The following is a 26,979-nucleotide window of genomic DNA, read 5'->3' as shown; positions in this document are numbered from 1 at the left end:
GAGGTTTGTAAGCGGTTACTTTTATCGAGGGGTTAAAACGGCAAAAGCATGAAAAGGTGCGTCAATTAACTCGGTCTGGGGAGGATTGCAGATGAAAAAAATGAAAGTGCTTACAGCAGTCTTGTTCGTGATGATGCTTGTCGTGACGGCTTGCAGCGGCGGGAGCGGCGGCAATGGCGGCAACGGCGGAAATTCTCCGGAGCCTTCCGGAGCAAGCACGCCGGAAGCAAGCCAGGAGCCGGTCGTATCGGAGGAACCGGCCAGGATTGATCTAGGTGGAAGAACCGTCCGGATCGCCGCGTGGTGGGACGAAAAACCGAAGGGCGAAACGGCTGGCGAGAAGGCGCGTCTTGAGAAGATGGCGCAGCTGGAGAAGGATTATAATTTCAAGTTCGAATTCATCAATATTCCATTCGACGAATACATGGATAAATTTACGACGACCGTGCTTGCCGGCGAACCGTTCGCGGATGTGCTCGCAATGGAATACAAGCGGGCGATCGTCCCGGTGAAGTCCGGTCAAGTGCTTCCGCTGAGCGAATTCACGACATCCGCTAGCAACATTAACAACGATCAGATGCTTGTGGTTAAGCTTCCTCCTCTCGGTGGCGGCGAGTACGCCTTCAGCCCGCCGAGCGTATCGGTCGTCGGCATGCATTATAACCGGGAGCTGTTCAAGCAGCTCGGGTTGCCGGATTTGCAGGAGCTATATGCGAACGGCGAATGGAATTGGGAGAAATTTCTCGAGGTGGCCAAGTCGGCGACTCGCGATACCGATAATGACGGGAAGCTCGACAAGTTCGGTTATTCCGGATGGCCTGCCGATCTGGCGCGCCACTTCGCGGCCGCCAACGGGGTGGCATTCGTCGACGATGCGACGCTGACGGATCAGTCCGGCGATCCGAAGATGCTCGAAGCGCTCGAATTCGTTAACCGAATCGTCAACGTGGAGAACGTGATGAAGGTGAAGACGGGCAACAAGATGGACTGGAACGAAACGAATACGTTCAAAGACGGCGACGTCGCGATGTCGATTCAGTATGACTGGAATATCGGCGATCTGTCCTTCGAGGCCGGCGTCGTGCCGATCCCGGCGGGACCGCAGTCCGACGGCAAGCATACGTACGCGAATACCGCGCTCAACGGCTGGTTTATTCCGAAGGGCGTCAAGGATCCGCAGCTGGTCTATCAAATCTTCGAAGAGATGCGCGACGTGCCGCCGACCGAGGAATATGTCGGACAGGATTGGCTCGAAGCTCGCTATAAGACAGAAGGCGACATTCAAATCGCGCTGGAGAAAATTAACGGAACGGGATTGATCTCGATCGAGGAAGGCATTCCGGATTATCCGTTCTACACGATCATGGACGAAATCATACTTCAGAATCAATCCGTGACGGCGACCGTCGAGAAGCATAAAGCTACCGCGGAAGCCGCGCTGCAGAAGGTTGGCCAATAAACGGGCGATAGCGGCAGGAGTTGGAGGGGGGCGCCGCGGGCCGGCGCGCCCTCTCTTTATGACGAGATCCCGAGCCGCTTGCCGCTGACGCTTGTTCAAGGAAGAAGGAGGGCTGACAGTGAGCGAAAAAAGGTTGAAGCGCGCGATGCTTGCTCTATTATGCATAGCGCTGGCCGCCGTCTGTCTTCCCGGTTACGCGTACGTCTCGTCAGCCGACGGCGCGACGAGCGCCGCGGAAGCGGAGCCGGTAACGGACTCGAATCGTTTGTTCCGGATGATGATGGACGGAATGAACTATTCCGAATATACGGAGGCTCACGCCGATGCTGCCCGGCCGGATCGCGCCGTCACGATAGCCGCCGCGGAATACGACAGCGTAACGGGCGAAGGCTTCGAGAGGCGGAACGGCTTCGAGGGGATGGACGGAACGGTTCTGCTGACGGGAGAGAACGGAGCCGTCGAATGGAAGGTCGATGTTCCCGAGGAGGGGCTGTATCATCTGGCAATCGTTTACTACCCATCTGCCGGCAAAAGCTCGAGCATCGAACGATCCCTTCTGATCGACGGGGAGATTCCGTTCGAGGAAGCCTCCTACTTGCAATTCGACCGCGTATGGGACAACAAGCTGGATGAGATCAAGCGGGATAACCGGGGCAACGAGCTGCGGCCGAGCCAGCAGGAGAGGCCGGTCTGGCAAGAGGCGCTGGTGAAGGATTACGAAGGCTATTACGAGGAGCCGTTTCAATTTTATTTGACGGCGGGAGAGCATACGCTTGCCCTGGTGTCGAAGAGAGAGCCGATGGCGATTCAAAGCCTGAAGCTGTTCCAGCACGAAGCGGCCCCTGCCTATGAGCAGCTCGCGGAGAGCTATAGGGAGAACGGCTATAAGGAAACGAAAGGGCAGTTGATTACCTTGCAAGGCGAAGACGCCTCGGCCAAGTCATCTCCGACGTTGTATCCGCAGATCGAACGAGCTAGTCCCGCCGTCCAACCATATAGCGCTACGGAGACGAGGGTGAATACGATCGGCGGCTACAACTGGCGGATTCCCGGCCAATGGATTGAGTGGGAATTCGATGTGCCGGAGACGGGGTTATACAAGATAGGGTTCAAGTCTCAGCAAAATTTTGTCCGCGGCATTTATTCGACTCGCAGGCTGACCATCGACGGACAAGTGCCGTTCGAGGAAATGAAGCGGGTGCCTTTCCGTTATGGAAGCGATTACCGGATTGACGTAATGGGAGGCAAGGAGCCGTACCTCTTCCAGCTGGAGGAAGGCAAGCATGTGCTGAGGCTGGAAGCGAGGCTTGGCGAATTCGCCCCGCTCATTCGCGAGGTGGAAGACAGCTTGTTCAACCTGAACGCCATGTACCGCAAAATATTGATGATTACGGGGGCTTCGCCGGACCAATTCCGCGATTACCGCGTCGAGCAGCAAATTCCGGATCTGCTGGAAACGTTCGCCGCGGAGAGCAAGCGGCTCAAATCCGTCAGCGGGCAGCTGCGGGAGCTGTCGGGAGGCAGCGGCGATTCGGAGGCCCTGCTGAAGACGATGGCGGTTCAGCTGGACGAGATGATCGAGGATCCGCATACGATTCCGAGACGGCTCGGGGCCTATAAGTCCAATACGGGCGGACTCGGCACCTGGCTGCTTAAGGCGAGGGAAATACCGCTCGAGATCGACGAGATTTACGTGGCGTCCCCGGACCGTAAGCTTCCGAAGTCCGGCGCGGGCTTCTGGGCGAACTTGAAGCATGAAGCCTCCACGTTCGCCGGTTCGTTCTTCGTCGATTACAATTCGATCGGCAACGTGTCGGGCGAAGGCGGACGTTCGGTCGACGTCTGGATCGGAAGCGGGCGCGACCAAGCGAATACGATCAAGTCGCTGATCGACGAGACGTTCACGCCGGACACGGGCATCGAGGTCAACCTGAAGCTCGTGCAGATGAACACGCTTCTTCCCGCCACGCTGGCGGGGCAGGGGCCGGATGTGGCGATGCAGATCGGCAACGATATTCCGGTCAACTACGCGATGAGGAACGCAGCCGTCGACTTGGCCGAGTTCGATGATTACGAGCAAGTGGCTCGGCGCTTCCGCGAAAGCGCGCTGGTCCCGTTCACTTACGAGGGCGGCGTCTACGCGCTGCCGGAGACGCAAACGTTCAACATGCTGTTCTATCGCAAGGACGTGCTCAGCGAGCTTGGGCTCGAGGTACCGGACACATGGGAAGATGTCGCGGCGCTGCTCGCGGTGCTGAACAAAAATCGGATGGAGTTCGGTCTCCCGCTTACGATGCAGCCGCAATACCCGGGGGAAAACATTCCTCCGAATTCGGTCTTCGCCGCGCTGCTCATGCAGAATGGCGGCCAGTTCTATCGGGACGGGGGCAAGGAATCCGATCTCGACTCGAGAATCGGCATCGAGACGTTCAAGCAATGGACGGAATTTTATACCGATTACAAGCTGGAGCGGGAGTTCGATTTCCCCAACCGGTTCCGGACCGGCCAGATGCCGATCGGCATCGCGGATTACACCACCTATAACCAGCTTACGGTGTTCGCGCCGGAAATTCGCGGTTTATGGGGATTTGCTCCCGTTCCCGGGACGCGGCAGGAGGACGGGACGGTGAACAGAGACGTCCCGAGCGGAGGCAGCTCCACGATCATGCTGCGGCAAGCGGAGGATAAGGAAGCCGCGTGGGCCTTCATGAAATGGTGGACGAGCGACGATACCCAGATCGCCTTCGGCCGCGAGATGGAAAGCTTGATGGGCGCGGCGGCGCGTTACCCGACCGCCAATATTAAGGCTCTCGACAGTCTGCCGTGGCCGGTGGAAGATTACGAAAGCTTGAAGAAGCAGTTCGAATCGGTGCGCGGCATACCCGAGGTGCCTGGAGGATATTTTACCGGCCGTCATCTCCTTAACGCCTTCTACAAGGTTGTCGTGAACAGCCAGGACCAGTCCGTGGTTGGCATCACCATCAAAGGGGAAAAAGCCGAGCCCCGGGAGACGATCGTGGAATACGTGCAGTACATGCACGAGGAAATTAGAGCGAAGCGACAAGAATTCGGATTGCCGTAGGCAGGAAGGGAGGGGATCACCGTGTCAGAAGTCGTCACCGAGGAGCGGAGGCCGGACATCGGTTCAAGCCTGCAGCCCGCCCGGCGTCCCGAATCGCGGTGGAGCGTGAAGAGGCAGGCCATCAAGAAGAATAAGCATGCGTATGTGATGATGGCCCCGTATATGCTCCTGTTCGCGTTATTCACGGTATTGCCGGTCGTCATGTCCGTGCTCATCAGCTTTTCCTATTTCAATATGCTGGAATTCCCGAAATTCATCGGCTGGCAAAACTACTCCAGGTTATTCCTGGAGGACGATATTTTCCTGATCGCCGTGAAAAATACGCTGCTGTTCGCCGCGATAACGGGTCCGCTCAGCTATTTGGCCTGCTTCCTGTTCGCTTGGATTATTAACGATCTGAGGCCGAAGCTGCGGGCGTTCATGACGCTCGTCTTCTACGCGCCTTCGATCTCGGGCAATGTGTTCTTTATTTGGCAGATGATTTTCTCGGGGGACCGTTACGGCATCGCGAACGGCTTCCTTATCAATTGGGGCTTCATTCTGGAGCCGATCCAGTGGCTCAAGACGGAAATGTATATACTCGCGATCATTATATTGGTCCAGCTGTGGCTTAGCCTTGGCACCGGATTTCTGGCTTTCATCGCCGGGCTTCAGACGGTGGACAAAACGCTGTACGAAGCGGGCGCGGTGGACGGCATCAAAAACCGGTGGCAGGAGCTTTGGTACATTACGCTGCCTTCCATGCGGCCGCAGCTTATGTTCGGCGCGGTCATCCAGCTCACGACCTCGTTCGCGGTAGCGGACGTGTCGATCTACTTGGCCGGCTTCCCGAGCGTCAATTACGCGGCGGAAACGATCGTTACCCATCTGATGGATTTCGGGACGATCCGCTTCGAGATGGGCTTCGCGTCGGCGATCGCAACCGTCTTGTTCGTGCTGATGGTCGGCACGAATCTGATCGTGCAGCGGCTGCTGCGGAGAGTGGGGGAATGAGACGATGAATCTGATCTTGCAGCTGCGGAAGAAGCGGACGAATCGTTCGTTCATGGGCAATGCGGCGATGTTCGCGTTTCTAGCGGTCGTCGGCTCGTTCATGGCGCTGCCTCTTGTCTATGCGATCAACGCCGCCTTCAAGCCGCTGGACGAAATCTTCCTGTTCCCGCCCACGCTATTCGTGCGCAATCCCACGTTGACGAACTTCGTCGATTTAGTTGCGCTTCTGGGCAATTCGTGGGTGCCGTTTTCCCGGTATATTTTCAACACGGTATTCATAACCGGCATGGGCGTCGTGGGGCACGTGCTGCTCGCTTCCGCGGCGGCGTATCCACTCGCGAAATTTAACTTCCCGGGGAAGAACATCATGTTCACGACGGTCGTGCTCGCTCTCATGTTCGCGCCTCAGGTGACGGCGATCCCGAACTACATGATCATGTCCTGGATTGGGTGGATCGACACGTATTGGGCGGTTATCGTGCCTGCCTTCGCGTTCCCGCTCGGCCTGTATCTCATGAAGCAATTCATGGAGCAAATTCCCGACGCGCTGCTCGAAGCGGCTAAGATCGACGGGGCGTCCGAATACAAAATTTTCTGGAGCGTCATTATGCCGAACGTCAAGCCCGCCTGGATGACGCTGATCATCCTGCTGTTCCAGCTGCTCTGGGGCACCGACGGCAACGGTTTCATCTACAGCGAGGAGCTGAAGACGCTCCATTACGCGACGAACCAGATTATCCAGGGCGGCATCGCGAGAGCGGGCGTCGGCGCTGCCGTCGCGCTCATCCTGATGAGCGTGCCGATTACGCTGTTCGTATTCTCGCAGAGCCGGATCATCGAGACGATGGCGACTTCCGGCATGAAGGATTAAGGGGGCGATCCAGAGATGAGAAAGCTGTTGATCATGCTGGCCGCGGCGGCGCTGCTTGCGGCGTCGCTCCCCGCCGCCGCGTTCGCCGCAGCGCCTTACGAGGCGTACACCTACAATTACTATCGCGATTCCGTCCCGCTGCCGGCCCCGTTCTTGCCGGAACGCGCGGTCTCGGGGCAAGAGCTTGGCGTCGGGAGCTTCAAGGACCCGAACGATATCTACGTGACGAATGACGGGACGGTCTATATTCTCGACAGCGGCAATAATCGCATTATCCAAACGGATGACAGCTGGAGCCAGGTCGAAGTGATCGCGGAATTCGAAGCGGATGGCAAGCAGGATACGTTCAGTGATCCCTGCGGCCTCTTCGTCACCGATGAAGGACGAATATACGTGGCCGACACCGGCAACGCCAGGATCGTGGTGCTGAACGGAGAAGGCGAGGCGGAGAAGGTGATTCGCGCGCCCGAATCGGATATATTGCCGGATAATTTTACGTTTGCGCCGGTCAAGCTGACGGTTGATCGGGCGGGCCGCATTTTCGTCGTCGCGAGAGGGATATACGAGGGACTGATGCAGTTCGACGAGAACGGAGCGTTTATCGGCTATGCGGGCACGATCGGCGTCACCCAGACGTTCTCCGACAAGCTGTGGCGGATGCTGGCCACCGACGCGCAGCGGGAGAGGATGCAGCTGTTCATTCCGACCGAATTTTCCAATGTGGATATCGATTACAAAGGCTTTGTCTATTCGACCAGCATCGACTTGAACTCGCAGACGCCGATCAGACGGCTAAACCCATCGGGGCAGGACGTGCTCAAGCGCTTCGGCTACTATCCGGTTATGGGCGATGTGCGGTTCCGCATTTTCGGGAGCAATTCGGGCCCGTCGAGACTGACGGATATTAAGGTGCTGGGAGACGGCATGTATACGGCGCTCGACGCGTTTCGCGGCCGGCTGTTCACCTACAACGACGAAGGCGAGCTGCTGTACGCTTTCGGCGGCAAGGGGACGCAGCTCGGCGTGTTCAATACGCCGGTGGCGGTAGAGCGGATCGGGGAGAAGCTGGCCGTGCTCGACCGGGGGAAAAACAATATCGTCGTGTTCGAGCCGACCGCGTTCGGAAGCGCCGTGCATCTTGCAAGCGCGCACCGCTTTAACGGCCGGGACGCCGAAGCCGTCGAGATGTGGCGGGAGGTGCTTCGGATGAACGCCAATTACGACATCGCTTATTTGGGCATCGGCAAATCGCTTCTTATGGAGAAGAAAAACAAGGAAGCGATGGAATATTTCAAGCTGGGCTTGCAGCGCGACTATTATTCGCTAGCGTACAAACGGTATCGCAGAGAACAGATGCAGGAGAACTTCGGCGCTTTCATGACGGGGGCGCTAACGTTCGCCGCTCTGCTGGCCGCGATCGTCCTGGCGAGAAAGCGGAGCAAGGGAAGGGAGGCTCGCCGTGAAGCCGGAGCATTATAAATTTCCGCTGCACGTCATGTTTCATCCGTTCGACGGATTCTGGGACCTGAAGTACGAGGGCAGAGGCAAAACGAGAGTCGCTCTCGCGATCCTGGCGCTGCTCGTGCTGAACGTCATCCTGCAGAAGCAGTTCGCGGGATTTGTCGTGAATTACAACGACCCTCGCTACTTGAACAGCCTGGATGACCTCCAATATACGGTGCTGCCGTTCCTGCTGTTCTGCCTGTCCAACTGGTCGATCACGACGCTGATGGAAGGAGAAGGGAAATTTAAGGAAATATTTATGGCGACCGCATACGCGCTCCTTCCGCTGGCGCTTGTCAATCTGCCGATGACCTACGCCAGTCGGTTCATGACTCTGGACGAAGCGCCCTTCTTTTATTTGATTAACGGATTCGCGGTCGTATGGTGCGGCTACCTGCTGTTCGTCGGCATTATGACCGTGCATCAATATACGCCGGCCAAGACGGTGTTGACGCTCGCGCTAACCGTTATCGCCATGGGGATCGTCGTGTTTCTCGGCACGCTCGCGTTCAGCATGGCCATGCAAATCTATTATTTCGTATACGATATTTACCGCGAACTCATATTCCGGATGTAGAGGAGGGCGCCTCATATGAAGACCAAGACGAAACGTTACGTGGCGCTGGCCTGCGTTCTGGCGGCGTCAGTCGCCGGACTGCTCATCTATTCGCAGAACAAAGGCGTCCCGGCGATTCGCGTAGACGCCTACGCGGAAGCCTCCGCCGGGAAGATCGAGCGCGTCGACCTCAAGCTTGGGGCGGGCGACGAGCTGGTGCCGGACATGCGGCTCGCGGCGGAGACGGACGAACTCGCGCTCTATTACCATCCGGAGACGGCGGAGTTCGCCGTGCTGAACAAGAACAGCGGCAAAGTCTGGCGCAGCAACCCCGCGGACCGGGAAGAGGACGCGGTGGCGTCGGCGTTCGAGAAGGAGGTGCTCGCCTCCCAGCTGACGCTGACATTCCGGGACGAAGCAGGCCGGATGAACACCGTCTCGAGCTATGCCGACAGCGTCTCGAAGGGTCAGTTCCAGGCGGAGGGCATCGAAGGCGGCTTCCTCCTGACCTACACGATGGGCGATATGTCGCTTGGCATCGACGCTCTGCCGAAGCTGATCAGCAAGCAGCGGATGGAGGAGAAGGTGCTGGCACAGCTCGACGAAGATCAGGCCAAATACGTCAGCACCCGGTATTATCCGCTGGATGGTAATCCTGATGTGCTGGAGAGGCTGGATACGGCCGTTTCCCGCGAGCTCGTCCTGAAGCGCATGCTCGAAGCGTTCCAGCAGGCGGGGTACACGGCCGAGGATTTGGCGTTCGACAATGAGGAGAACGGTATCGGAAGCGGCGGCGCGGCTGATCGCCCCAGCTTTACCGTGCCGATTCATATTCGATTGGACGGGGATTCCTTGGTCGCGACAATTCCGACCGGCGAAATCGAAGAGAGCGCTGGTTACAACATTCGAATGCTGAACATGCTCGGATTTTTTGGCGCGGCGGGCACGAAAGAGGAGGGCTATATTCTCGTTCCGGACGGAACCGGCAGCCTGATCCATCTCAATAACGGCAAGACGAATCAAGAGGTGTACGCCCAGCGGCTCTACGGAGAAGACGAGAATGACAACAGCGGGCGCCGCGGACAAGTGGCCGAGAGCGCTCGGCTGCCGGTGTTCGGGATGAAGGCGGGAGACGAAGCTTGGTATGCGGTGATTGAACAAGGCGATGGCATCGCAACGGTTCAAGCGGACATTAGCGGCCGGAACAATTCTTATAACCAAGTGTTCGCCGCTTTCGCCATCCGGGGCGAGGATGAGCTGGAGCTGTACAAGGGCAATCAGGTCGAGGAAATCCAGCTGCTGACGGAAGAACGGTATACCGGGGATGTACAGGTTCGATATCGGTTCCTTTCTGGAGACGACGCCGATTATTCCGGAATGGCCAGAAGCTATCGGGCTCACCTGGAGCAGCAGAGCGTGCTGAAGCCTCTCGAGGAGCAGGCAAGCATTCCGTTCTTCGTCAGCGTGCTGGGAGCCGTCGATAAGCGGAAGTCGTTCCTAGGCGTTCCGTATCAAGGTCTTGTCCCCATGACGACCTTCGAGCAAGCGGGCAGCATGGCCGAACGGCTCGGGGCGGATGGAATAACGGCGGTTCAGATGCGTTATTTAGGCTGGTTTAACGACGGAATGAATCATGATATTCCCGCGAAAGTGGACGTGGAGGGCGCGCTGGGCGGTTTGGACGCCCTGCGCGGGCTGTCGGGCAAGCTCGAAGCGATGGGAGGTAAGCTTTATCCGGACGTCGCGTTCCAGCATGTGTTCCGCGACCAGGGGAGGTTCGCACCGGCTTCGGACGCGGCCCGGTACGTAACGCGCGAGGAAGCGACGCGCACGCCGTATAATCGGGCGTTCAATTCGATGGATACCGATCTCGGCATTTATTATCTGCTGTCGCCGGCCAAGCTGCCGTATTATGTGGATCGGTTCCTGGACGGCTATCGAAAAACGGAGCTGGACAGCGTTTCGCTGCGGGATCTGGGAGATAAGCTGCATGCCGATTACCGGGTGAACCGGGTGGTGTTCCGCGAGACGGCCAAAGCGATAGTGGAGGAGCAGCTGGCCGAAATAAAGAGCCGTTACCCGAACGTCATGGTGTCGGGCGGCAACGCTTATACGCTCGCGTATGCCGATCGAATCATCAACGTGCCGTCCTCCTCCAGCGGGTTCAATATTACGGACGAATCGGTTCCGTTCTACCAAATGGTTCTGCACGGTTACGCGGATTACGCGGGATCGCCGCTCAATTTGGACAACGAACAAGATTTGAACCTGCAGCTGCTGAGAGCCGTCGAGCTGGGCTCGGCGCCGCATTTCCTGTGGTCCGCCGAGTCATCTTCCAGGCTGAAATTCACGGCTTACGATACAATGTATTCAACGAACTACGAAGACTGGTACGATCTGGCGGTCGACTTGTACGAGAAGGCAAACGAAGCGCTGTCCCCGCTCCGGCATGTGAAGATGGATCGTCACATTCGGCATGGGGAGGACGTCGTCGAGATGCGGTACGAGAACGGCGATTCGATCTTCGTCAACTATTCCAGCCAGCCGGTTACGATTGACGGCGTACGAATTGAAGCGATGAACTTCGCGAAGGGCGGTGACGGCGGGTGAGCTTGAAAAAACTGTCTCTCATGCAGAAAAGGGCGCTCGTCGGGCTTACGTTTATATTGCCTTGGCTGATCGGCTTCGTGTTCCTGTTCGTGACGCCGCTTCTCCAATCGGTGCAGTTCAGCTTCCATGAGCTGAACGTCGCGCCGGGCGGCTACGAGCTCGTCTACTCGGGGCTTGAGAATTTCAAGGAAGCGTTGTTCGTGGACGCGAATTTCAATCGGATCTTAACCGAATCGGTAGCGGAAATGGTGCTGAACGTGCCGATGATCCTGTTCTTCAGCCTATTCTCCGCCGTGCTTCTTAATCAGAGGTTTAGAGGAAGAGGGCTGGCGAGAGCGGTGTTCTTCCTCCCCGTCATTCTGGCGTCGGGCGCCATTTCCGCCGCGGAGACGGCCGGCCTGATCAGCATGACGGGAAGCTCGCAGGTCGCGCAGGAGCTGGGCGAAGCCCAGGGAGGCTTCGATACCTTGTCGCTGATCCTGCTGCTGGACAGCGCGGGTCTTCCGGAATGGTTCATCGATTATATCGTGAACTGTACGACGCGCATCTACGAAATCATTCGCAGCTCGGGCGTGCAAATTCTTATTTTCCTCGCTGCGCTGCAGTCGGTTCCGCCCGCGATGTACGAGGTCGCGAAGATGGAGGGCGCGACGGCTTACGAATCGTTCTGGAAAATTACGTTTCCGATGGTAAGCCCGCTGATCCTGACGAACATCATCTATACGATCATCGATTCGTTCTCGAACAGCACGGTGACGCAAACGATATACGAGACGGCGTTTCAGTCGCAGAACTTCGGATTAAGCGCCGCGATGTCCTGGCTTTATACGATCGTGGTCAGCTTGATTCTGCTGGTGATCGGCTTTCTCGTCTCGAGGAAAGTGTTCTACTACGAGTAACGACGAAAAGGAAGGGAGGAGGAAGCCATGGACGCGTCCAAGAGCCTCAAGCAGAACGAAATGATCGTCTACCGGCTGAACAAATTCCGGAACAGAACAGTCGAGAAGCTGTGGAAGCTCGCGCTCTACGTGCTTGTGACCGGCATCTCTTTCGTCATTCTGTATCCGCTCTTCAAACGGATATCGATGGCCTTCAAGGATCCCGTCGACATCTATAATCCAACGATATACATGGTTCCGATCCATTACACGCTGGATAACATCAGGCATGCGATGAACGTCCTTGATTATTGGCCGATGCTCGGCAACACGCTCACTTTCGTGACGGTGATGACGCTGCTGCAAGCCGCTTCCTGCGCGCTGGCCGGGTACGGGTTCGCCCGGTTCTCGTTCCCCGGAAGCAAGGTTCTGTTCACGTTCGTCATTTTGACGATTCTGATTCCGATGAACACGCTTATGGTGCCGATGTATTTGCATTTCCGCAGCTTCGATGTGATGGGATTGGTTACGTTGTTCTCCGGCAAGGAAGGCGTTAATTTGCTGAATACGTACTGGCCGTCGATCATCACGTCGGCAACTGCCAATGGATTAAAGTCGGGTCTGTATATTTATATTTTCAGCCAGTTTTTCCGAGGTCTCCCGAAGGAGATCGAAGAAGCCTCGCTGATCGACGGAGCGGGGGCCTACAAAACGTTCTTCCGCATCATGCTACCGAACGCGATTCCGGCGATCGTGACCGTTATGCTGTTCGCCTTCGTATGGCAGTACAACGATACGTTCTATACGTCGTTGTTCATGAGCGATAACTCGCTGATGTCGGTGCGGATCGCTTCCCTTCCGGCAGACGTCAACCAGTTTCTGCCCGCGCTTCTCGGGCTAGGCTCGAACGCGGAAATGCGGGCCGATCCGAATCATGTGGCGTTGATCGTCGATACGGGCATTCTGCTTGCCATCGCGCCGCTCATATTGATGTATTTGTTCGTGCAGCGTTATTTCGTAGAGAGCGTCGAGCGAACGGGAGTAGTGGGATAAATCAATTTGGACGAATAGACACGGGGAGGAAATTCAATGACGACGAGGCCCTTCTTCAAAGGAATGACGTACGGCTGGGGATCGAAGCGCGGCGAATACAGGCAGCCTTACGCCATCGATTCCTTGCGCAAGCTGAAAGAGACGGGCAGCGAATGGATCGCGCTTTCCTTCTGGACGTATCAGGAGCATATCTTCTCGACGAGCATCCCGTTCGATTACGGGTATACGATGACCGACCGGGACATCGAGTTCGCGGTCATGCAAGCAAAGGAACTGGGGCTTAAGGTGTGCCTGAAGCCCGTCGTCAACTCGCGCGACGGCATCTGGCGGGCGCATATCGGCTTTCCCGACGAAGCGGGAAGCAAGCCGTATTGGGATGCCTGGTTCAAGTCCTACGGCGATTTCATGTGCCATTACGCCGAGCTGGCGGAGGAGCTGGGCTGCGATATGCTGTGCATTGGCTGCGAGATGGTGAAGACGGAAGCGCAGTCCGAGCGTTGGCGCGAGGTCATCGCGAGAGTCCGTTCGCTGTACGGCGGCCCGATTACGTATAACGCCAATCACGGCAAGGAGGAAGGCGTCGACTGGTTCGACGCCGTCGACTTCATCGGTACGAGCGCTTATTATCCGGTGGCCAAGAAGGCGAACGACAGCCTGGCTTCCATGCTGGAGGGCTGGGAGGCGCAGAAGCCGAAGCTGGCGGCTTTGTCCGCTAAGTTCCGCAAGCCTATCGTCTTTATGGAGATCGGCTGCCGGAGCGCGCTGGGCTGCGCGACGATGCCCTGGGACTTCCTTCATCAAGAGCTTCCCTATCACGAAGAGGACCAGGCCAATTTCTATCGCTCCGCCCTGCAGTCGTTCTGGGACGAACCTTGGTTTGCCGGGTACTTCTGGTGGGATTGGAGCGTGAAGCTGTATCCGATCGAGGATGCTCATTGCAACAAAGGCTTCGACATTTACGGGAAACAAGCCGGACAGGTGCTCAAGGAGTTTTACGGGAGAGAGCTTAATCTGCAGCTTCAATAAAGGAAGGGCCCGCGCTGCTGGAGCGCGGGCCCTGTTGCTTTGCCGCTGTCAAGATTCGCTGCCTATCGTAACTTTGCTGCGTTTAATAAACCATAGGTAGTACTGGCGCGAAAGAAAAAACGTGATCATTAAACCAAACCAAGTCCAGTACCAATGCCAAGTTACGTAAAGGATAAGCTTCGTGTATTTTTCGATCAGAACTTCGATAACCGTCATCCAGCTCGGGAACAGCAGGTACCAGCCCACCCGTTTAAGCAAATTTTCCCCTTCGGGAAAACGCAAAACGAACAAAACGCAGGTCGCCGGATAAATAAAATAGTCAAACGAGAAGCTCGAATGGAAGGCTTGCGGAAATTCCCGAACGGGATACTCGATGAGACCGAACTGCACGATGAGCACGCCAAGCGGCCAGGTCAACACTTGCTTAAACATGAACACGATTTGAGCCTCGCGTATTTTCGAGCGGGGGATGAAGCAAACAATAAGAATGATCGTTAAAAGCCAAGCCGACAGAAGGACGATCCGATCGAGCGTCATGAATTTGCTTCCTCCTCATCAGCTTCTTGGATTTTCCTACATCCTATTTTGCCAATTGTGTTCGGATTTAAACGCCGAAACGGCGTCTCATGTGTTATTGTAGAGAGAAGATGTACGGAATGTTGAAAGTACGGGGGAAATAAGCATGAACATCAGGTTGCCTGAGAACGATTGGGGAGACCAGTTGGTAAAAGAATGGGAGCAGCCGTATATGGCGGAGCTGCTTCAGCATCTCGAGTTGAGATACGGCACGTCAGAGGTTTATCCGCCGCAAGAAGATTTGTTCCACGCGCTGAGATCGACTTCATTGGCGGAGGCGAAGGTCGTCATTCTTGGACAGGATCCGTATCATGGAGCGGGACAAGCACACGGGCTCAGCTTCTCCGTGCGGAGAGGCGTGAAGATCCCGCCATCGCTTCGAAATATGTACAAGGAGCTTGAAGAGGATCTTGGCGTCCCGCAAGCCGGCCACGGCTGCCTGGATCATTGGGCGAATCAAGGCGTATTGCTTCTGAACACGGTTTTGACCGTGGAAGAGGGAAAGCCGGGCTCCCATCAGGGATTTGGCTGGGAGCTATTTACGGATCGAATCATTTCGCTTCTGAACGAACGGGAGATGCCGCTCATATTTCTCTTGTGGGGCAAGCACGCCCAAGAGAAGGCCAAAGGAATCGATGGCAATAAACATTTGGTCGTTTCGACGGCGCATCCAAGTCCGCTTGCGGCCCGCAAAGGCTTTTTCGGCAGCAAGCCTTTCTCGAAGGCGAATGATTTCCTGACCGCCAACGGGCTGGAGCCCATCGACTGGAGGCTGCCTGACTAAGGCGCCGCGCGAAAAAAAAGCTTCCCCTCCGAGCCGTGCTCGGAGAAGGGAAGCTTTTTTCGTTGGATTATTATCCTGCGATGGCTTCTTCGATGCCAACGGAGGCGTCGGAGCCGCCGCCCGTCTCAGGCAGAACCGGCTTGAACTTCGCGTCTACGTAAGTGGATACTTTCACTTCCGTAATGACTTGCGGATACATTTTGTCCGGATCCGGCTCGACGGCTTCCGTGTAAATGACGGCTTTGTCACCTTCGAACGAGATGGAGGCAATGCGCAGGCCATAACCCGGATGCGGCATTTGAGCGGTGATCGTTACTTTGTTTACGTCAGAGTTAACCGCTTCGACCGACAGCGTTTGTTCGAAAACCGGCAGCTCCGGCTGAGGCTCGACGGTCGGCGTTTCTTCTACGAACTTCATGCCATCATGCAGCCAGACTGCCGCTTCGCCGCGCGTGATCGACTGCGTCGGGTAGAAGTTGTTTTTCTTGTCGAGCGAAGCGATTTTCGTAATCAGAAGCTTCTGCACGCTGTCCATATAGGCAGGGTTCACGTCTGCTTCGTCGTTGATGACAACGAACAGCTCGATGAACGCGTATTCGCCTTTGGTCATCATCGCCTTGAACAGATGGTGGGCGAATTGCTCTTTCGTCATTTTATCGTTCGGCTTCACGTCTTTCGGAATATCGAGGCCGTAGAAGTCCGCGATGACGAAAGCCTGGGAGTACCAAGCGTCATCCTTTAGATTCGGGTGGTTGTCGCTTGCCAGCGGCATTCTAATGAAACGAACATGGTCGATATTCAAATCCAGACCTTTAACGATCATGGAGATGCCTGCCGCGTAAGTAAGCGTGCCTTTGGGATTAAAATGATCCTTGGATATGCCGTTCACAATGCCTTTTTCCTTTAATACTTCAATTTTCTCCTTGTCCGAGCCTTTATCCACATCGGAGAAGGCCATGACGGACTGCCCAAGCGTGAAGAGAAGGACGAACGTAAGGGCGATCATTAACCACGATTTTTTCTTCATATGTTCACCTCAATCGAATTTTTTGCAGCTGCACCTTCACAGACGAAGGCTCGAAAAAATAAGTTGCAACGTTTTTCCACATAAAAATAATTCTGCTTAAAATATTTTATTGCCTAGTGTTGACGAGCTTATTACTTTCTGATATATTATTAATTGTCGCCGATACGATCTGTTAGCTCAGCTGGGAGAGCACCATCTTGACAGGGTGGGGGTCAGTGGTTCGAGCCCACTACAGATCATACGAAGAAAACCCTTGGGAAACCAAGGGTTTTTGTCATTTCTACGGAATTTTATCGTTGTGATTTCGAAGTGATTTGGTGCCTTGATACGAATTTAATACGAATTAGATTGGTAAACTTGGAGGTGGCAACGGTTATCAGCGCAAAGTTCTTCCGAGGCGACCAATCGCAGTTTAATAAGACGCTCAACGTGGTCAATGCTGCGACGGGGCAATGTACTCTTGGCTGATCTTACGGTGAAGCCACGTAATCGTGTCAGGTGACAGCGTTTGAACAGAAAGACGGGGCGCTGGCTGGATTGCTTCCGGCGATCCTATTAAGTTCATTGTGAAGCCGCGGATGGAGCGTAGCGAATAATTGATAAACCGGGAAAATGGGACGCCGAAAGGCGTCCTTTTTCGTGGGAAAATAGACCTGAAAAACGGAAAACAACATTTCGAAAATCGGACTCCATATATTCACTCTCGTTAACGAAAAAACAGAAGCGTTCAGTTTGCGAATAAAAAAGCGTGACATATGTATGCCGCCCATGAAGGGCAGAGGCAGGAATTGCTCTATGAGAGCATCGATTGCACATCAGCTCGAGTGGATCCGGAAGAACGTGAGGTGTTCCAGTGTATTATGAAAAGGATTCTTAATAGTCTGGAGATTGTTGGAAGGGATATCGAAAATAATGTCGAATCTTATCATGAATAAAACCAAAAATTTAATAATCGCTTTAATCATGCATTTTTTCGATTGAAATTAATTTGTTATGGGGGGATTTGCTGTGAGAAGTAAATTGATGGTACTTGCGGTTCTTTTGGTCACGCTAACAGGATGTGCAGAACGTTACGAGACCACAACGGTAGAGGCGGTTGTCGTGGACAAAGAATACGACAAGGCGGAAAAGAAAACGAAGACATACAAGGATTCGGAAGGTAAGACAAAAACAAAGACAGAAATAATTCCCGAAGAGTGGGAAGTTACCGTGGAATACGACGGAATTGAAAAGGAATTTGAATTTAGAAATGATGACTTCTATGACTCCGTTGAGGTGGGAAAGACCGTTCCAGTTGAACTTCGTACTGGACTTGATAAAGAAGGAAAGGTAGTTTCTCGCTCCTTACAACTCCCTTAATTTGCGAGTCGGGATAGTGGTCAAAAGGTCGGGCGCATAGCTCGGCTTTTTTATTTTGGTGAGGATAACTAACTCATACGAAAAGGTTTGCTCCGACAGACATGAGGAACTGTCGGATGAAGCAACCAAGTTCGGCATGAAACGCAATAAAGTTTGGGCATGGTGTCCTAATTGCAAGATGAAGGTGGACGAGAAGGAAGCGAAAATCTTAGCATTATAATTCCTCAACAACAGTCTGCCGATAATTCGTCAGACTGTTCAGCTTACGGGCAGGATAGCGCAACTAACTACCGATTATGAACGTTGACTATATGGAGGCATCTAGGAATTAAAATAACTAAATAAGTGGGCTTCACGAGTGTTATAGCGGTTCAAACGCTCATCTTACAAGTAACTTCTGGAGGTGTGATATGGATAATAAGTACAATCCTTTTGATGATAAAACTATTCATATAACTCAATCAGATGACCGAACTGTTAATGACTCAGACAGACAAGGTTTTAATGATGTAATAAAGCATTATGATGCTGTAAATGGATTTCAATATCCAAAACAACTCAATCAAACTCCAAAGTCTCTAAGACAAATAATTCGATGGTCTATAATAATAAGTGTCTCAACTTTTTTGGTATTTCTTATCTATGACTTATTCAAAACCATACTCTAATTCATCTGCCATAACCATGGGGAGACATAAGTTTGAAGCCAGCCAGGAGCAGTTTGCCATTGCAGCAGCTGCTCCATTTTTATTACGCTAAAGGGCAGGATAACGTAATGAAGATTCCCTTGGAATGCATGAATTTGCCTTTGTTTTTTTGGACAAAATAACCAAAAACTGAATTGGGGCTAAATCATGAGGATACTTTTGTTTTCCCTTATATTCCTGCTTGCCTCTTACACATCAATGAGACCTGTACTTATTGAGGAAGATGTAGTAAACATGCAAGTTTTTAGTAATACTCCGCGGGGTGAATGTCATTCGTTTGACTACGTGAATGCTTCAGGGAAATCTGTAATCAAAGAAGTTGTGGGTTGGATTAACACTTCTATTCCAACCGAAGGAACATCCGAATTTGGAAAGTATACGGTACTAATGGATATTCGAATGAATGATGGAAAGCTATTTACTATTGCAAGGGCATACAGTTGGGAACATGGAAAATTGCCTAATGGGTATAGCTACTCATCGGCAACGCCTATTGAAGGAGAAATTGTCATTAGAAATGGTAGTGAAACGATGCGAGCCAAAGCACCAGAATTATACGACTGGCTTGAGAACCAATGGAAACATCAAGTGAGTGGGGCATGTCTGGACAAAACTTGAGTGAATTTAACGACAGACCACTCTGCTAATGGAGAACGTTAGTTCTATTACACAATCACGACGAGGCTGCCGAAAAAAAGTCGGCAGCCTCGTTAAGCTATTGGGCAGGATTCATCAACCGTTTGTTATAATGGTTTAGTGCGAAATTCGGAGGAGGATCGGGTTATGAGAGCAAGCAGCAGTACAATTATGCACCGGCTACTTGATACTGGTTATATTGATGCGAAGTTAAAAAAGCTATCATATGACCATGAATCACATGTTGTACGTATGATGTATGGTGACCCGACTAGTGATGACAATGATACAACCGTTTTTTTCAAAGACTGTTTTTCAGCGAATTTCAACTCTTGGCTGGAAGGTATAACAGGAACTATCCCGAGTAAACCCGGTGATTCTGACTTCTTTATTCATGATATATTAATTCAAGACGTTGAAATCAATGGAGTTCAACTTTACAAATGTCTTATGAAAATCCCAATGATGGACAGCACAATTACCTGCTTGAGAATTGAAATTATAAGCTGATTTCGTTGAACTATCGGGGAACGTTAGTTCAGAGCCAATCGGGAGCAGTTTGCCGCCGCGCAGCTGCTCCCTCTGTCGTTGATCGGGCAGGATGGCGCAACCAACTGCTTTTTATGAACGTTGAGATTATAGGAAGATTGATACCTTATTAAACAATCGAGATGACCACAGTCTATAATTATTCCTCAAAGCGACATTCATTGAGCTATCGGGGAACATAGAATATAAGAGCCGTCTATTAAATCTAAGGGGGTGTTTTTATGCTATTACTTATCTTTTTAACACCTATTGTCGCCATTATCTTTTTTGTTAACTGTGTTGGACTCGCAAAGAAAATAGCAATGGGGAATCAGAATACAGCTATAAATACAGGTTGGGGTGCAATAATGTTTGGCTTTATTGTGTTTTCGATTATTTTGTTTTGTTTGCAATAGCAAGCAAAGTAGATTCAATCAAAAAGAAACAATAAAATATAACAGAACTTATTTCATGTAGGTACGAATCATTATACAAGCAACTCCATTGCGCTATCTGGGAACGATTGTTCAATAATACAACTAAGAAGAGGCTGCCGATTTTTCCGGCAGCCTCTTTACGCTATTGGGCAGGAAAACGTGATCATGTGATTGAAGTATATAAATCAAGAAAATGGAAGATCGGATAGAAAGGAAACAAGATTTGATGAAATTCATAAATTTCTTCAATAAACAACCGAGGTATAAGAAGGCAGGTATCTATGTTAACAACAGAGGCGACATGTACATGATTCCAATTGGATACTCTAAAAAATTGAAATCTGATGTAGATATTAATATTGTCAACGAGCTGGAATCACCGTTTTCAGATGAGAATGTGGAGGAAAAGCTATTGTTGACATTGGATCAATGTTTCACCAAAAATCCAGATGAATTAATAAATACTACGCCTATTGAGCTGTATTTCAATATTAAAGGATGGTCTAATGCCATTAGAGGATTAATCTATTTTAGTTGCTTCTGGAATGATGAGATTGGTTATGTAATTAAACCGGCTAGAAAGGTCCCTAATAAAGGTTTTCACTTTCAGAAAGAAGAGGAAATCGTGCTAGGCAAAAGTGTTAAACCAGGTGATTTAGCAAATTCAATGAAAATTGCGATTGAGAAATCAAAAAAATAGGTCTACCGGTTTCCAATTACTTGTCTATCTTTGGTTCAACTAACTGGAAACGTTAGTATGAAAAAGTATTTAAACCAAAGATTTCGAAGTAGCAAGCAGAATGTATGATATTGAAGCAAAAATAACTTTATTAAAAGGGAATGAAAAAGATCTAAGGAAACATAAGCCAGTTTCCTCAGGATACCGTCCGGCACATCTGATTAGAGATGATTACCTAACGACAGGGGAACACCATTATTACGATGATGTGGTTCTAATGCCTGGTGAGACAGTGATGGGGACAATTACTTTTATATCCCCAGAGGCATATCCACGAACGCTATGGATTGGTAAAGTAATTAGAATTCAAGAGGCATCAAGAATTGTCGGATATGCAGAAGTAACGCAAATCTTCAATGATTTATTGAGAAAACAGGATTAAGCTATCTGGGAACGTTAGTTCAGAGCACCAGGAGCAGTTTGCCATCGCGGTAGCTGCTTTTTTCCATTAAGCTAAAGGGCAGGATAGTTTAGTTCCAGTATGTGGTATTGTATGATTTAGGCATAAGTAATCGTTAGCAGGCAGTAATAGGCTGCTGTTTTGCAATATATAAGAGTATTTCTAATTGATTTCACTGCTGGTAACGGGAGGAGTTCAAGCTTGCGACAACAACTATTTACGTTAAAACGAGTTCTTATGATTTCTGGTGGGGTATCTAATGGCATGGAGACAAGAACTAATTGAGTCTACTATGAAACAAATGTCACTCACGCGAGAGGAAGTAGTGAATCTGCCTGACCACAGCGTATAACAGTAACCAATATCGAGTTATTGTTTATCGTGTTACGGGAGTCGTTAGTTGAACCCTTCATGGAGCGGTTTGCCCGACGATAGCTACTCCATTTGCATGAAGCTAAGGGGCCGTTTTATAAAAATGCTAAGCTGCAGAATCTATACGGAACTGACAGCCGTTATTCCCTGTATTTCTGGCGGTGTATGGCTACTAACGGAACTGACAGCCGCTATTTGCACTATTTTGGTGGTGGACAAGGGCTATTCGGATGAATAAGAGCTTATAGTTCCGTAAGATTCCAGAAATGCGATTTTAAGCGCAGATAAGGTCTGTGAGTTCCGTTAGCTGCTTAAAACATCGGCAGATTGTCATTCGGCTATGGGCCTTCGGGCGAGCATTAAATCCAGACGAGAAGGTGCTTTGTCCTGAGTGTGGGAATCATTCACTTATAGTTAGAGATGTAGAACGATTGTTTAATAAGTTTCAACAGAAACGATACAGTCACTGCGAGGAAAGCGCGGGAGCCGACAATTCAATTCAACCTTATATTAATCTCACCCTAATAAAAGCCGCCTTCCACGGAAGGCGGTTATTTCGTATGTTCATTAAAAATAAGCAAATTAACAAATTTCGACAGTTTATGCAAAGGGTTCATACTATCATTCTACTTGCAACTATTACACATAGGAGGAAAGAGCATGATTCAGTTGAGAGCGCGAAAGGGAGGAACGAGATTCAGCGTCGTTATGATTGCGGCCGCGATGATGGTTTCTCTTCTTTCACCTGCGAATCTGGCATTCGCGGAGGCTTCAGCAACAGTTGAAGCACCGACCATTCAGACGGCTATTGAAAGCGGCGAACGGTATCTTCTTGCCGATCAGCAGCCGGATGGCTCTTGGGGAGCCGAGGATTACAGCAAAATCGAGTACACCTCCCAGGTAGCCTTGTATTTGAATCAGCTGCCTGCAGCTGAGCAATCCGAGCAGTCGGCGGCGGCCATACAAGCCGCGGCGGCTTATTTAATCGCTCAAGTGCCCTATAACAACGGCGAGCGGGCCCGCATTCTTCCTTTCTATGAAGAAGCGATCAAGACTTCTGAAATTCAGAATCTAGCAGCCGAGCAAAATGATGACGGCGGATGGGGAATAGCCGACGGCTTCGGAAGCGATGTTCTATACACCTGGACGGTGCTGGAGCATTTGCTTCCCGAACAGCCGGACCCTGCGGTAATCAACCGCGCTATCGCTTATTTGCTGCAGCAACAAAATAACGATGGAAGCTGGGCCTATGTTGCCGGCCAGCCTGGAAGCGTCCCGCTCACTTCCGCCATCATTCTATGGCTGCATGAATACCAAGCAAAACAAGGCCAATCGTACACGGAGCTATTGTCTGCTATGCAGGAAGGCGGGCAATATGTGGCGGGTCAGCGAGGCGCCGAAGGCCACTGGGGAATGACCGGCTACGGCCTCGAAAGAACGCTGATCGCCGCGCGAGCCGTTCAGGCCTCTCTGGGCGGTCAATATGTAGAGGAGCTCGCCCAGCCTATTCTTGCCTTGCAGAGCGGCGACGGCAGCTGGGAGCAGGATTCGTCCCTTACGGTGCTGGCGCTGGAAATGCTGCGGGATATGAAGAGATACATAGAACGCAAGCATTTAATCGAAGACATCGTGCTGTCGACGGAGGGCGGCGACGGTCAGCCTGTCACAACCGATGAGTTCGAGGCTTTCCAAACCGTGAAGATCACGGCTGTCCATCATGCGCCTATCGATCAGGTGCAGGAAATAGCTTTCATTCAGCATCCGGACGGACTGGTAGAAGCGATTCTAAAACAAGAAAGTCTGCAGTGGAATACCCAAAGCTATGCCCCGGGAAGCTATGCGGTCATTGTACAGCTGAAGGATAAGCAGTCTGGGGAGATTCTGGCGGAGAAGCAAGCCTCGTTTACGATCGTCCCGACCTTTAAAGTGGAGGGCGTTTCGGTAAGAACCACTCCGTCGGAGGTCGTCCTGAATGAACCGCGAGAGGTAGCTTATTCGGCGACCATCTTCAAATCAAGCAATGTGGACGGACAGCTTACGCTTCAAGCGGAGGTTATCGCGCCAGACGGCCAGATCATGAAGGAGTTGGATTTACCGGTCCATGCGCCTATGGAGGAGCCGGCTTACCGCGTTCAGCTGGGCACCTTCACACCGGATGTATCGGCGGAAGGATCCTATGTCATCAAAGCATATGTCAGCCTGACTGATGGCACTATTGCAGCCGAAACGGCGCAAAACGTTACTATCGTGCCGCCTCCTCCTCCAACGAGGGTGGATGGGGAGCAAAGCATAACGCCGGATTATTTGTATCCGGGATATAACGACATAACCGCTTCGGTCACGCTGCAAGGGCTTGGATTGCCGACTACTCCAGAGCGTCAACCGCTCGACATGGTGTATGTCCTGGATGTGTCGGGAAGCATGGCCGGCACTCCGATCGTTAAAGCGAAGGAAGCATCGAAGCAGCTGCTTGAGCTGATTCAGGAGAATGACCAGGGCGCGGTTGTGTTCTTTGAATCGAGCGCTCGATTAATTCAAAGTCTGACGAGCGACGTCACGCTGCTGACGAGCGCAATCGACAAAGCCTACGCTAGCGGCGGAACGGCCATCCACTCCGGAATCAGCGCGGCAAGGGCAGCATTAAGCAACAGCGAACCGGACAGAGAGAAGATCATCGTTCTGCTGTCCGATGGCCAATCCACCCGAACGTCCGCGATCCAAGAAGCTCGGCGCGCGGCAGAAGAAGGAATCACGATCTTCACGCTTGGCCTGGGAAGCGTTGATCAATATCTCATGCAGACGATTGCGGACGAGACGGGAGGGCTCTACCAATACAGCCCAACGCCTGAGCAGCTGGAAGAGATCATTAATGAAATTGGCGGAGAAATATTCAATACGGCAGGAACGGACGTGAAGCTGACGACGACGATTCCGGCCGGCATCGCTGTCGATCTCTCCAAGACATCGCCGCTGCCTGCTTCGATGACGGTTCTGCCGGACGGAAGCACGCAGCTGGTCTGGAATAAGGATTTAATCGTAATGGGGCAGGAAGTGCCGATCCAGATTGGTTTGTACGGGGAGCAGTTCGAATCCGGGACAACAGCCTTGATTACGACGGGGACTCAAATCGAGTACACCAATAAAAACGGTCTTCCTGAAATCATTAAGCTCGACGATATGAAGCTTAACGTGACGAATGCGGTGAAACCCGAAGTGAGCGCAGATAAAGAGGTTTATAGCGCGAACGAGCCTGTAACGATCAGTGCCACCGTCACAAATCTGATGGAAGCGGCCGCTGATGTCGAAGCCAAAGTCGAGATTCTGGACGGGGAGGGTCGGCAAGTAGCGGAGGTTGCCCGCTATACCATCACGGGACTAGAGAAGGTGCAGACGGATGAGCAGAGCTTTGTGTGGAATACAGGCTCCACTTATTCGGGCAGCTATACGCTGCGCCTGTCAATTGAAGATTCCAGAGGCATCACGGCTGTAAGCGAAACGGTCTTTACCATTTCCTCTAATGGTTCGTTGTCGCTCAGCACGGTGCCGAATAAGACGGAGTATGCACCGGGAGAAGCTGTAGCTCTGCTGCACAGCTTGGAGAACGCCAGCTTGAACCATGACCTAAAGCAAGTTTCCTTGTTGGTAACGATTGTCGATGAACAAGGAGCTGAGGTATGGGCGGATGCGATTGAGGTTGGCTATATGTCGCCGGATGAGCAGGTTAGCAAACAGTCCTTGTGGAGCGACGTGCAAGCCCCGGCTGGATTGTATACCGTAATAGCTCGTGCTGTGGATATATCCGGAGCGGAGGCAAGCAGTACAAGCGAGTTCCGGATTCAATCGACAGGCGAGACGGGGTATGGATTGGAAGCCACGGTCGACGTGGATAAGCGAACTTTGTTCTACGGAGAGTCCGCTACAATCAGCTATACGTTCAACAATAGCGGCAATGCGGCATTAACGGATGCCAGCTATCAAATATTGCTGGTTGACCCTGAGCAGCAAGGAGCGATAGTTAGAACCTTCGAAGGACCGCTGCAGCTTGGAGCGGGAGAAAGCGCCGGCGGCCATTACGCGCTGGACACCGACGGATTGGATGTTGGACCATACATGATCGTTCTTCAGGCAACGCTTCCGAACGGGGAGGTGCGCACGCTTGCGACGACGGCTTTCACCATCGCCATTTCGCTTGCGATAGATGCTTCGGTCGATAATCAATCGACAAGACTGCTGGTGTGGTCGGAGGATCCATCCCGTCGCCAGCGGCTGAATCAGATTCTCCCGGCACTGCAAGGGGATGACTACACGATCGTGACGGACAGCGAGTCTTTCATTCGCGAGCTTCGATCAGGCAGCTATAACGTGTATTTCATAGCGGATACCCAAACCGGACTTCCTGCGCAGCTCGATCAGGAGCTGATTGGAAAACTGCATGCGGGAGCAGGCGTCATCACAACTCCTGCCGCCAATATGAACAACTACAAAACCTTTGAAACCATTGGAGCAAAGCTTCATGGGGTAGAGCAGGTGAGGGAAGGCCAATGGCAATCATCGGCGTGGACGGATATAACGGCGGCCTACAGCGGCAAGGGAGACAAGCTGACGATCACTACCGCCTCTGTTGTAGCAGAGTGGGCGGTGAGCGCCAAAAAAGGCGGATCGTCCACTCCTGCTGTGACTCTGAACCGTTATGGACAAGGAAATGCCGTGCACATCGCCTTTGACGCTTTCCAGTTGTCCGACGAACAGCTCGGTCTGCTGCTGCAGCATGCTCTAGATGCGGCAGCGCCGATCGCGAGCGCAAATGATTTGGGAGCCGGGCAGGCCGTCCAGGTGAATGTCCATGCGCTAGGAGGGCCGATCGAAGCGGAAGTGCGTTTAGTTTTACCTGAGCAGGGCATAGCGGCAGCGAATGCCGGCGACTTCGAGGTTCAAGGGAATCAGCTGGTCTGGCGCCAATTGATATCCGCCAATTCGACGCTCTCCTTGGACGCCGTCTTGACGGTTACGAATGCCGAGTATTCGGAGTTGTACGTGGAATACGGCTTCTGGCAGGAAGGCAGCTTCATTACATTGGGCACGGAAACCATACGCCTTGCGATCCATCAACCTGAAGACGAGCTTCTAACGGATACGATCGAGGAGCTTGCCGCCTATGACGCGCAGCATGGCCGCGGAAAAGTGAACGCAACCCTAGCTCTGCTTAAGCAATGGCAGACGGAGCCTCCGGCAACGACGGAGCAGCTGAGCTTCGCTATTGGAGAAATCAACAAGACGCTTCATTTGTTGATCAAGGACACCTACTCCGATGAGGTCAGGTACCATTTGGAGCGCATTCTCACCCTGTATGAATCGATGTGGTATCAAGGAGGTCGCAGATAGA

At 52.4% G+C, this 26,979-nt stretch carries 20 protein-coding genes and 1 tRNA gene; 19 read left to right on the top strand and 2 right to left on the bottom strand.

Going from position 1 to position 26,979, the window contains the following annotated elements; all coding sequences use genetic code 11:
• Positions 1-91: 91 nt before the first annotated feature.
• The 10 genes from NQZ67_RS07135 to NQZ67_RS07090 all read left to right on the top strand — a co-directional run bounded on the left by NQZ67_RS07135 (position 92) and on the right by NQZ67_RS07090 (position 14,031).
• Positions 92-1,459 carry an ABC transporter substrate-binding protein gene (locus NQZ67_RS07135; protein WP_257444143.1) on the top strand — a complete coding sequence of 456 codons (1,368 nt, stop codon included), beginning with the start codon at positions 92-94 and terminating at the stop codon, positions 1,457-1,459.
• A 145-nt stretch (positions 1,460-1,604) separates the two neighbouring features.
• Positions 1,605-4,541 carry an extracellular solute-binding protein gene (locus NQZ67_RS07130; RefSeq protein WP_257444562.1) on the top strand — a complete coding sequence of 979 codons (2,937 nt, stop codon included), beginning with the start codon at positions 1,605-1,607 and terminating at the stop codon, positions 4,539-4,541.
• A 105-nt stretch (positions 4,542-4,646) separates the two neighbouring features.
• Positions 4,647-5,534 carry a carbohydrate ABC transporter permease gene (locus NQZ67_RS07125; RefSeq protein WP_371825279.1) on the top strand — a complete coding sequence of 296 codons (888 nt, stop codon included), beginning with the start codon at positions 4,647-4,649 and terminating at the stop codon, positions 5,532-5,534.
• Between the two features lie 4 nt (positions 5,535-5,538).
• Positions 5,539-6,405, top strand: coding sequence for a carbohydrate ABC transporter permease (locus NQZ67_RS07120; RefSeq protein WP_257444141.1), 867 nt, complete (start codon positions 5,539-5,541; stop codon positions 6,403-6,405).
• 15 nt (positions 6,406-6,420) lie between these two features.
• Positions 6,421-7,884 carry an SMP-30/gluconolactonase/LRE family protein gene (locus NQZ67_RS07115; RefSeq protein WP_257444140.1) on the top strand — a complete coding sequence of 488 codons (1,464 nt, stop codon included), beginning with the start codon at positions 6,421-6,423 and terminating at the stop codon, positions 7,882-7,884.
• Positions 7,865-8,485 (top strand): Yip1 family protein, encoded by a 621-nt coding sequence (locus NQZ67_RS07110; RefSeq protein ID WP_257444139.1) that lies wholly within the window; start codon positions 7,865-7,867, stop codon positions 8,483-8,485. Before NQZ67_RS07115 ends, NQZ67_RS07110 begins: the two co-directional genes overlap by 20 nt.
• 15 nt (positions 8,486-8,500) lie before the next feature.
• Positions 8,501-11,074 (top strand): DUF5696 domain-containing protein, encoded by a 2,574-nt coding sequence (locus NQZ67_RS07105; protein ID WP_257444137.1) that lies wholly within the window; start codon positions 8,501-8,503, stop codon positions 11,072-11,074.
• Positions 11,075-11,094: 20 nt separating this feature from the next.
• Positions 11,095-11,973, top strand: a complete 879-nt coding sequence (locus tag NQZ67_RS07100) for a carbohydrate ABC transporter permease (protein WP_306812763.1) — start codon at positions 11,095-11,097, stop codon at positions 11,971-11,973.
• A gap of 27 nt (positions 11,974-12,000) precedes the next feature.
• On the top strand, positions 12,001-13,005 hold the full coding sequence (locus NQZ67_RS07095) for a carbohydrate ABC transporter permease (RefSeq protein ID WP_257444126.1): 1,005 nt from the start codon (positions 12,001-12,003) through the stop codon (positions 13,003-13,005).
• 36 nt (positions 13,006-13,041) lie between these two features.
• On the top strand, positions 13,042-14,031 hold the full coding sequence (locus tag NQZ67_RS07090; RefSeq protein ID WP_257444124.1) for a glycoside hydrolase family 113: 990 nt from the start codon (positions 13,042-13,044) through the stop codon (positions 14,029-14,031).
• A 48-nt stretch (positions 14,032-14,079) separates the two neighbouring features.
• Here NQZ67_RS07090 and NQZ67_RS07085 read toward each other — a convergent pair whose 3' ends face one another.
• Entirely contained in the window at positions 14,080-14,568 is a 489-nt protein-coding gene (locus tag NQZ67_RS07085; protein WP_257444122.1) for a CBO0543 family protein, read from the bottom strand.
• Positions 14,569-14,713: 145 nt separating this feature from the next.
• Here NQZ67_RS07085 and ung point away from each other — a divergent pair, with 145 nt between their 5' ends.
• A complete protein-coding gene (gene ung / locus NQZ67_RS07080; protein WP_257444120.1) occupies positions 14,714-15,391 on the top strand; it encodes a uracil-DNA glycosylase in 678 nt (225 codons plus the stop codon).
• Positions 15,392-15,461: 70 nt separating this feature from the next.
• Here ung and NQZ67_RS07075 read toward each other — a convergent pair whose 3' ends face one another.
• Positions 15,462-16,418, bottom strand: coding sequence for an S-layer homology domain-containing protein (locus NQZ67_RS07075; protein ID WP_257444119.1), 957 nt, complete (start codon positions 16,416-16,418; stop codon positions 15,462-15,464).
• A gap of 166 nt (positions 16,419-16,584) precedes the next feature.
• On the opposite strand from NQZ67_RS07075, the gene NQZ67_RS07070 reads away from it, so the two are divergent.
• The 8 genes from NQZ67_RS07070 to NQZ67_RS07035 all read left to right on the top strand — a co-directional run bounded on the left by NQZ67_RS07070 (position 16,585) and on the right by NQZ67_RS07035 (position 26,978).
• Positions 16,585-16,657, top strand: a tRNA-Val gene (locus tag NQZ67_RS07070).
• Between the two features lie 769 nt (positions 16,658-17,426).
• Complete coding sequence (locus tag NQZ67_RS07065; protein ID WP_257444117.1) at positions 17,427-17,777, top strand: hypothetical protein; 351 nt, start codon at positions 17,427-17,429, stop codon at positions 17,775-17,777.
• An 854-nt stretch (positions 17,778-18,631) separates the two neighbouring features.
• Positions 18,632-19,102 (top strand): hypothetical protein, encoded by a 471-nt coding sequence (locus NQZ67_RS07060; RefSeq protein WP_257444116.1) that lies wholly within the window; start codon positions 18,632-18,634, stop codon positions 19,100-19,102.
• Positions 19,103-19,267: 165 nt separating this feature from the next.
• The gene (locus NQZ67_RS07055; RefSeq protein ID WP_257444115.1) at positions 19,268-19,630 is read left to right on the top strand and encodes a PIM7 family immunity protein; all 363 of its coding nucleotides are present in this window, start codon (positions 19,268-19,270) and stop codon (positions 19,628-19,630) included.
• A gap of 260 nt (positions 19,631-19,890) precedes the next feature.
• Positions 19,891-20,064, top strand: coding sequence for a hypothetical protein (locus NQZ67_RS07050; protein ID WP_257444114.1), 174 nt, complete (start codon positions 19,891-19,893; stop codon positions 20,062-20,064).
• 328 nt (positions 20,065-20,392) lie between these two features.
• Positions 20,393-20,785, top strand: coding sequence for a hypothetical protein (locus NQZ67_RS07045; RefSeq protein WP_257444113.1), 393 nt, complete (start codon positions 20,393-20,395; stop codon positions 20,783-20,785).
• Between the two features lie 100 nt (positions 20,786-20,885).
• The gene (locus tag NQZ67_RS07040) at positions 20,886-21,206 is read left to right on the top strand and encodes a hypothetical protein (protein ID WP_257444112.1); all 321 of its coding nucleotides are present in this window, start codon (positions 20,886-20,888) and stop codon (positions 21,204-21,206) included.
• A gap of 1,050 nt (positions 21,207-22,256) precedes the next feature.
• Positions 22,257-26,978 (top strand): VWA domain-containing protein, encoded by a 4,722-nt coding sequence (locus tag NQZ67_RS07035; RefSeq protein WP_257444111.1) that lies wholly within the window; start codon positions 22,257-22,259, stop codon positions 26,976-26,978.
• The last annotated feature ends 1 nt before the right edge of the window (position 26,979 follow it).

The organism is Paenibacillus soyae, from assembly GCF_024623455.1.
Lineage (GTDB): Bacteria > Bacillota > Bacilli > Paenibacillales > Paenibacillaceae > Pristimantibacillus > Pristimantibacillus soyae.
The sequence above is the reverse complement of the archived record's forward strand: the minus strand, read 5'-3'. Positions and strand labels throughout refer to the sequence as shown.

Excerpts from the sequence above, each read along its gene's own strand:
- NQZ67_RS07135 (WP_257444143.1), top strand. The coding sequence starts at position 92 with ATGAAAAAAATGAAAGTGCTTACAGCAGTCTTGTTCGTGATGATGCTT.
- NQZ67_RS07130 (WP_257444562.1), top strand. The coding sequence starts at position 1,605 with ATGCTTGCTCTATTATGCATAGCGCTGGCCGCCGTCTGTCTTCCCGGT.
- NQZ67_RS07120 (WP_257444141.1), top strand. The coding sequence starts at position 5,539 with ATGAATCTGATCTTGCAGCTGCGGAAGAAGCGGACGAATCGTTCGTTC.
- NQZ67_RS07115 (WP_257444140.1), top strand. The coding sequence starts at position 6,421 with ATGAGAAAGCTGTTGATCATGCTGGCCGCGGCGGCGCTGCTTGCGGCG.
- NQZ67_RS07105 (WP_257444137.1), top strand. The coding sequence starts at position 8,501 with ATGAAGACCAAGACGAAACGTTACGTGGCGCTGGCCTGCGTTCTGGCG.
- NQZ67_RS07100 (WP_306812763.1), top strand. The coding sequence starts at position 11,095 with ATGCAGAAAAGGGCGCTCGTCGGGCTTACGTTTATATTGCCTTGGCTG.
- NQZ67_RS07095 (WP_257444126.1), top strand. The coding sequence starts at position 12,001 with ATGGACGCGTCCAAGAGCCTCAAGCAGAACGAAATGATCGTCTACCGG.
- NQZ67_RS07090 (WP_257444124.1), top strand. The coding sequence starts at position 13,042 with ATGACGACGAGGCCCTTCTTCAAAGGAATGACGTACGGCTGGGGATCG.
- NQZ67_RS07085 (WP_257444122.1), bottom strand. The coding sequence starts at position 14,568 with ATGACGCTCGATCGGATCGTCCTTCTGTCGGCTTGGCTTTTAACGATC.
- ung (WP_257444120.1), top strand. The coding sequence starts at position 14,714 with ATGAACATCAGGTTGCCTGAGAACGATTGGGGAGACCAGTTGGTAAAA.
- NQZ67_RS07075 (WP_257444119.1), bottom strand. The coding sequence starts at position 16,418 with ATGAAGAAAAAATCGTGGTTAATGATCGCCCTTACGTTCGTCCTTCTC.
- NQZ67_RS07060 (WP_257444116.1), top strand. The coding sequence starts at position 18,632 with ATGAGGATACTTTTGTTTTCCCTTATATTCCTGCTTGCCTCTTACACA.
- NQZ67_RS07055 (WP_257444115.1), top strand. The coding sequence starts at position 19,268 with ATGAGAGCAAGCAGCAGTACAATTATGCACCGGCTACTTGATACTGGT.
- NQZ67_RS07050 (WP_257444114.1), top strand. The coding sequence starts at position 19,891 with ATGCTATTACTTATCTTTTTAACACCTATTGTCGCCATTATCTTTTTT.
- NQZ67_RS07045 (WP_257444113.1), top strand. The coding sequence starts at position 20,393 with ATGATTCCAATTGGATACTCTAAAAAATTGAAATCTGATGTAGATATT.
- NQZ67_RS07040 (WP_257444112.1), top strand. The coding sequence starts at position 20,886 with ATGTATGATATTGAAGCAAAAATAACTTTATTAAAAGGGAATGAAAAA.
- NQZ67_RS07035 (WP_257444111.1), top strand. The coding sequence starts at position 22,257 with ATGATTCAGTTGAGAGCGCGAAAGGGAGGAACGAGATTCAGCGTCGTT.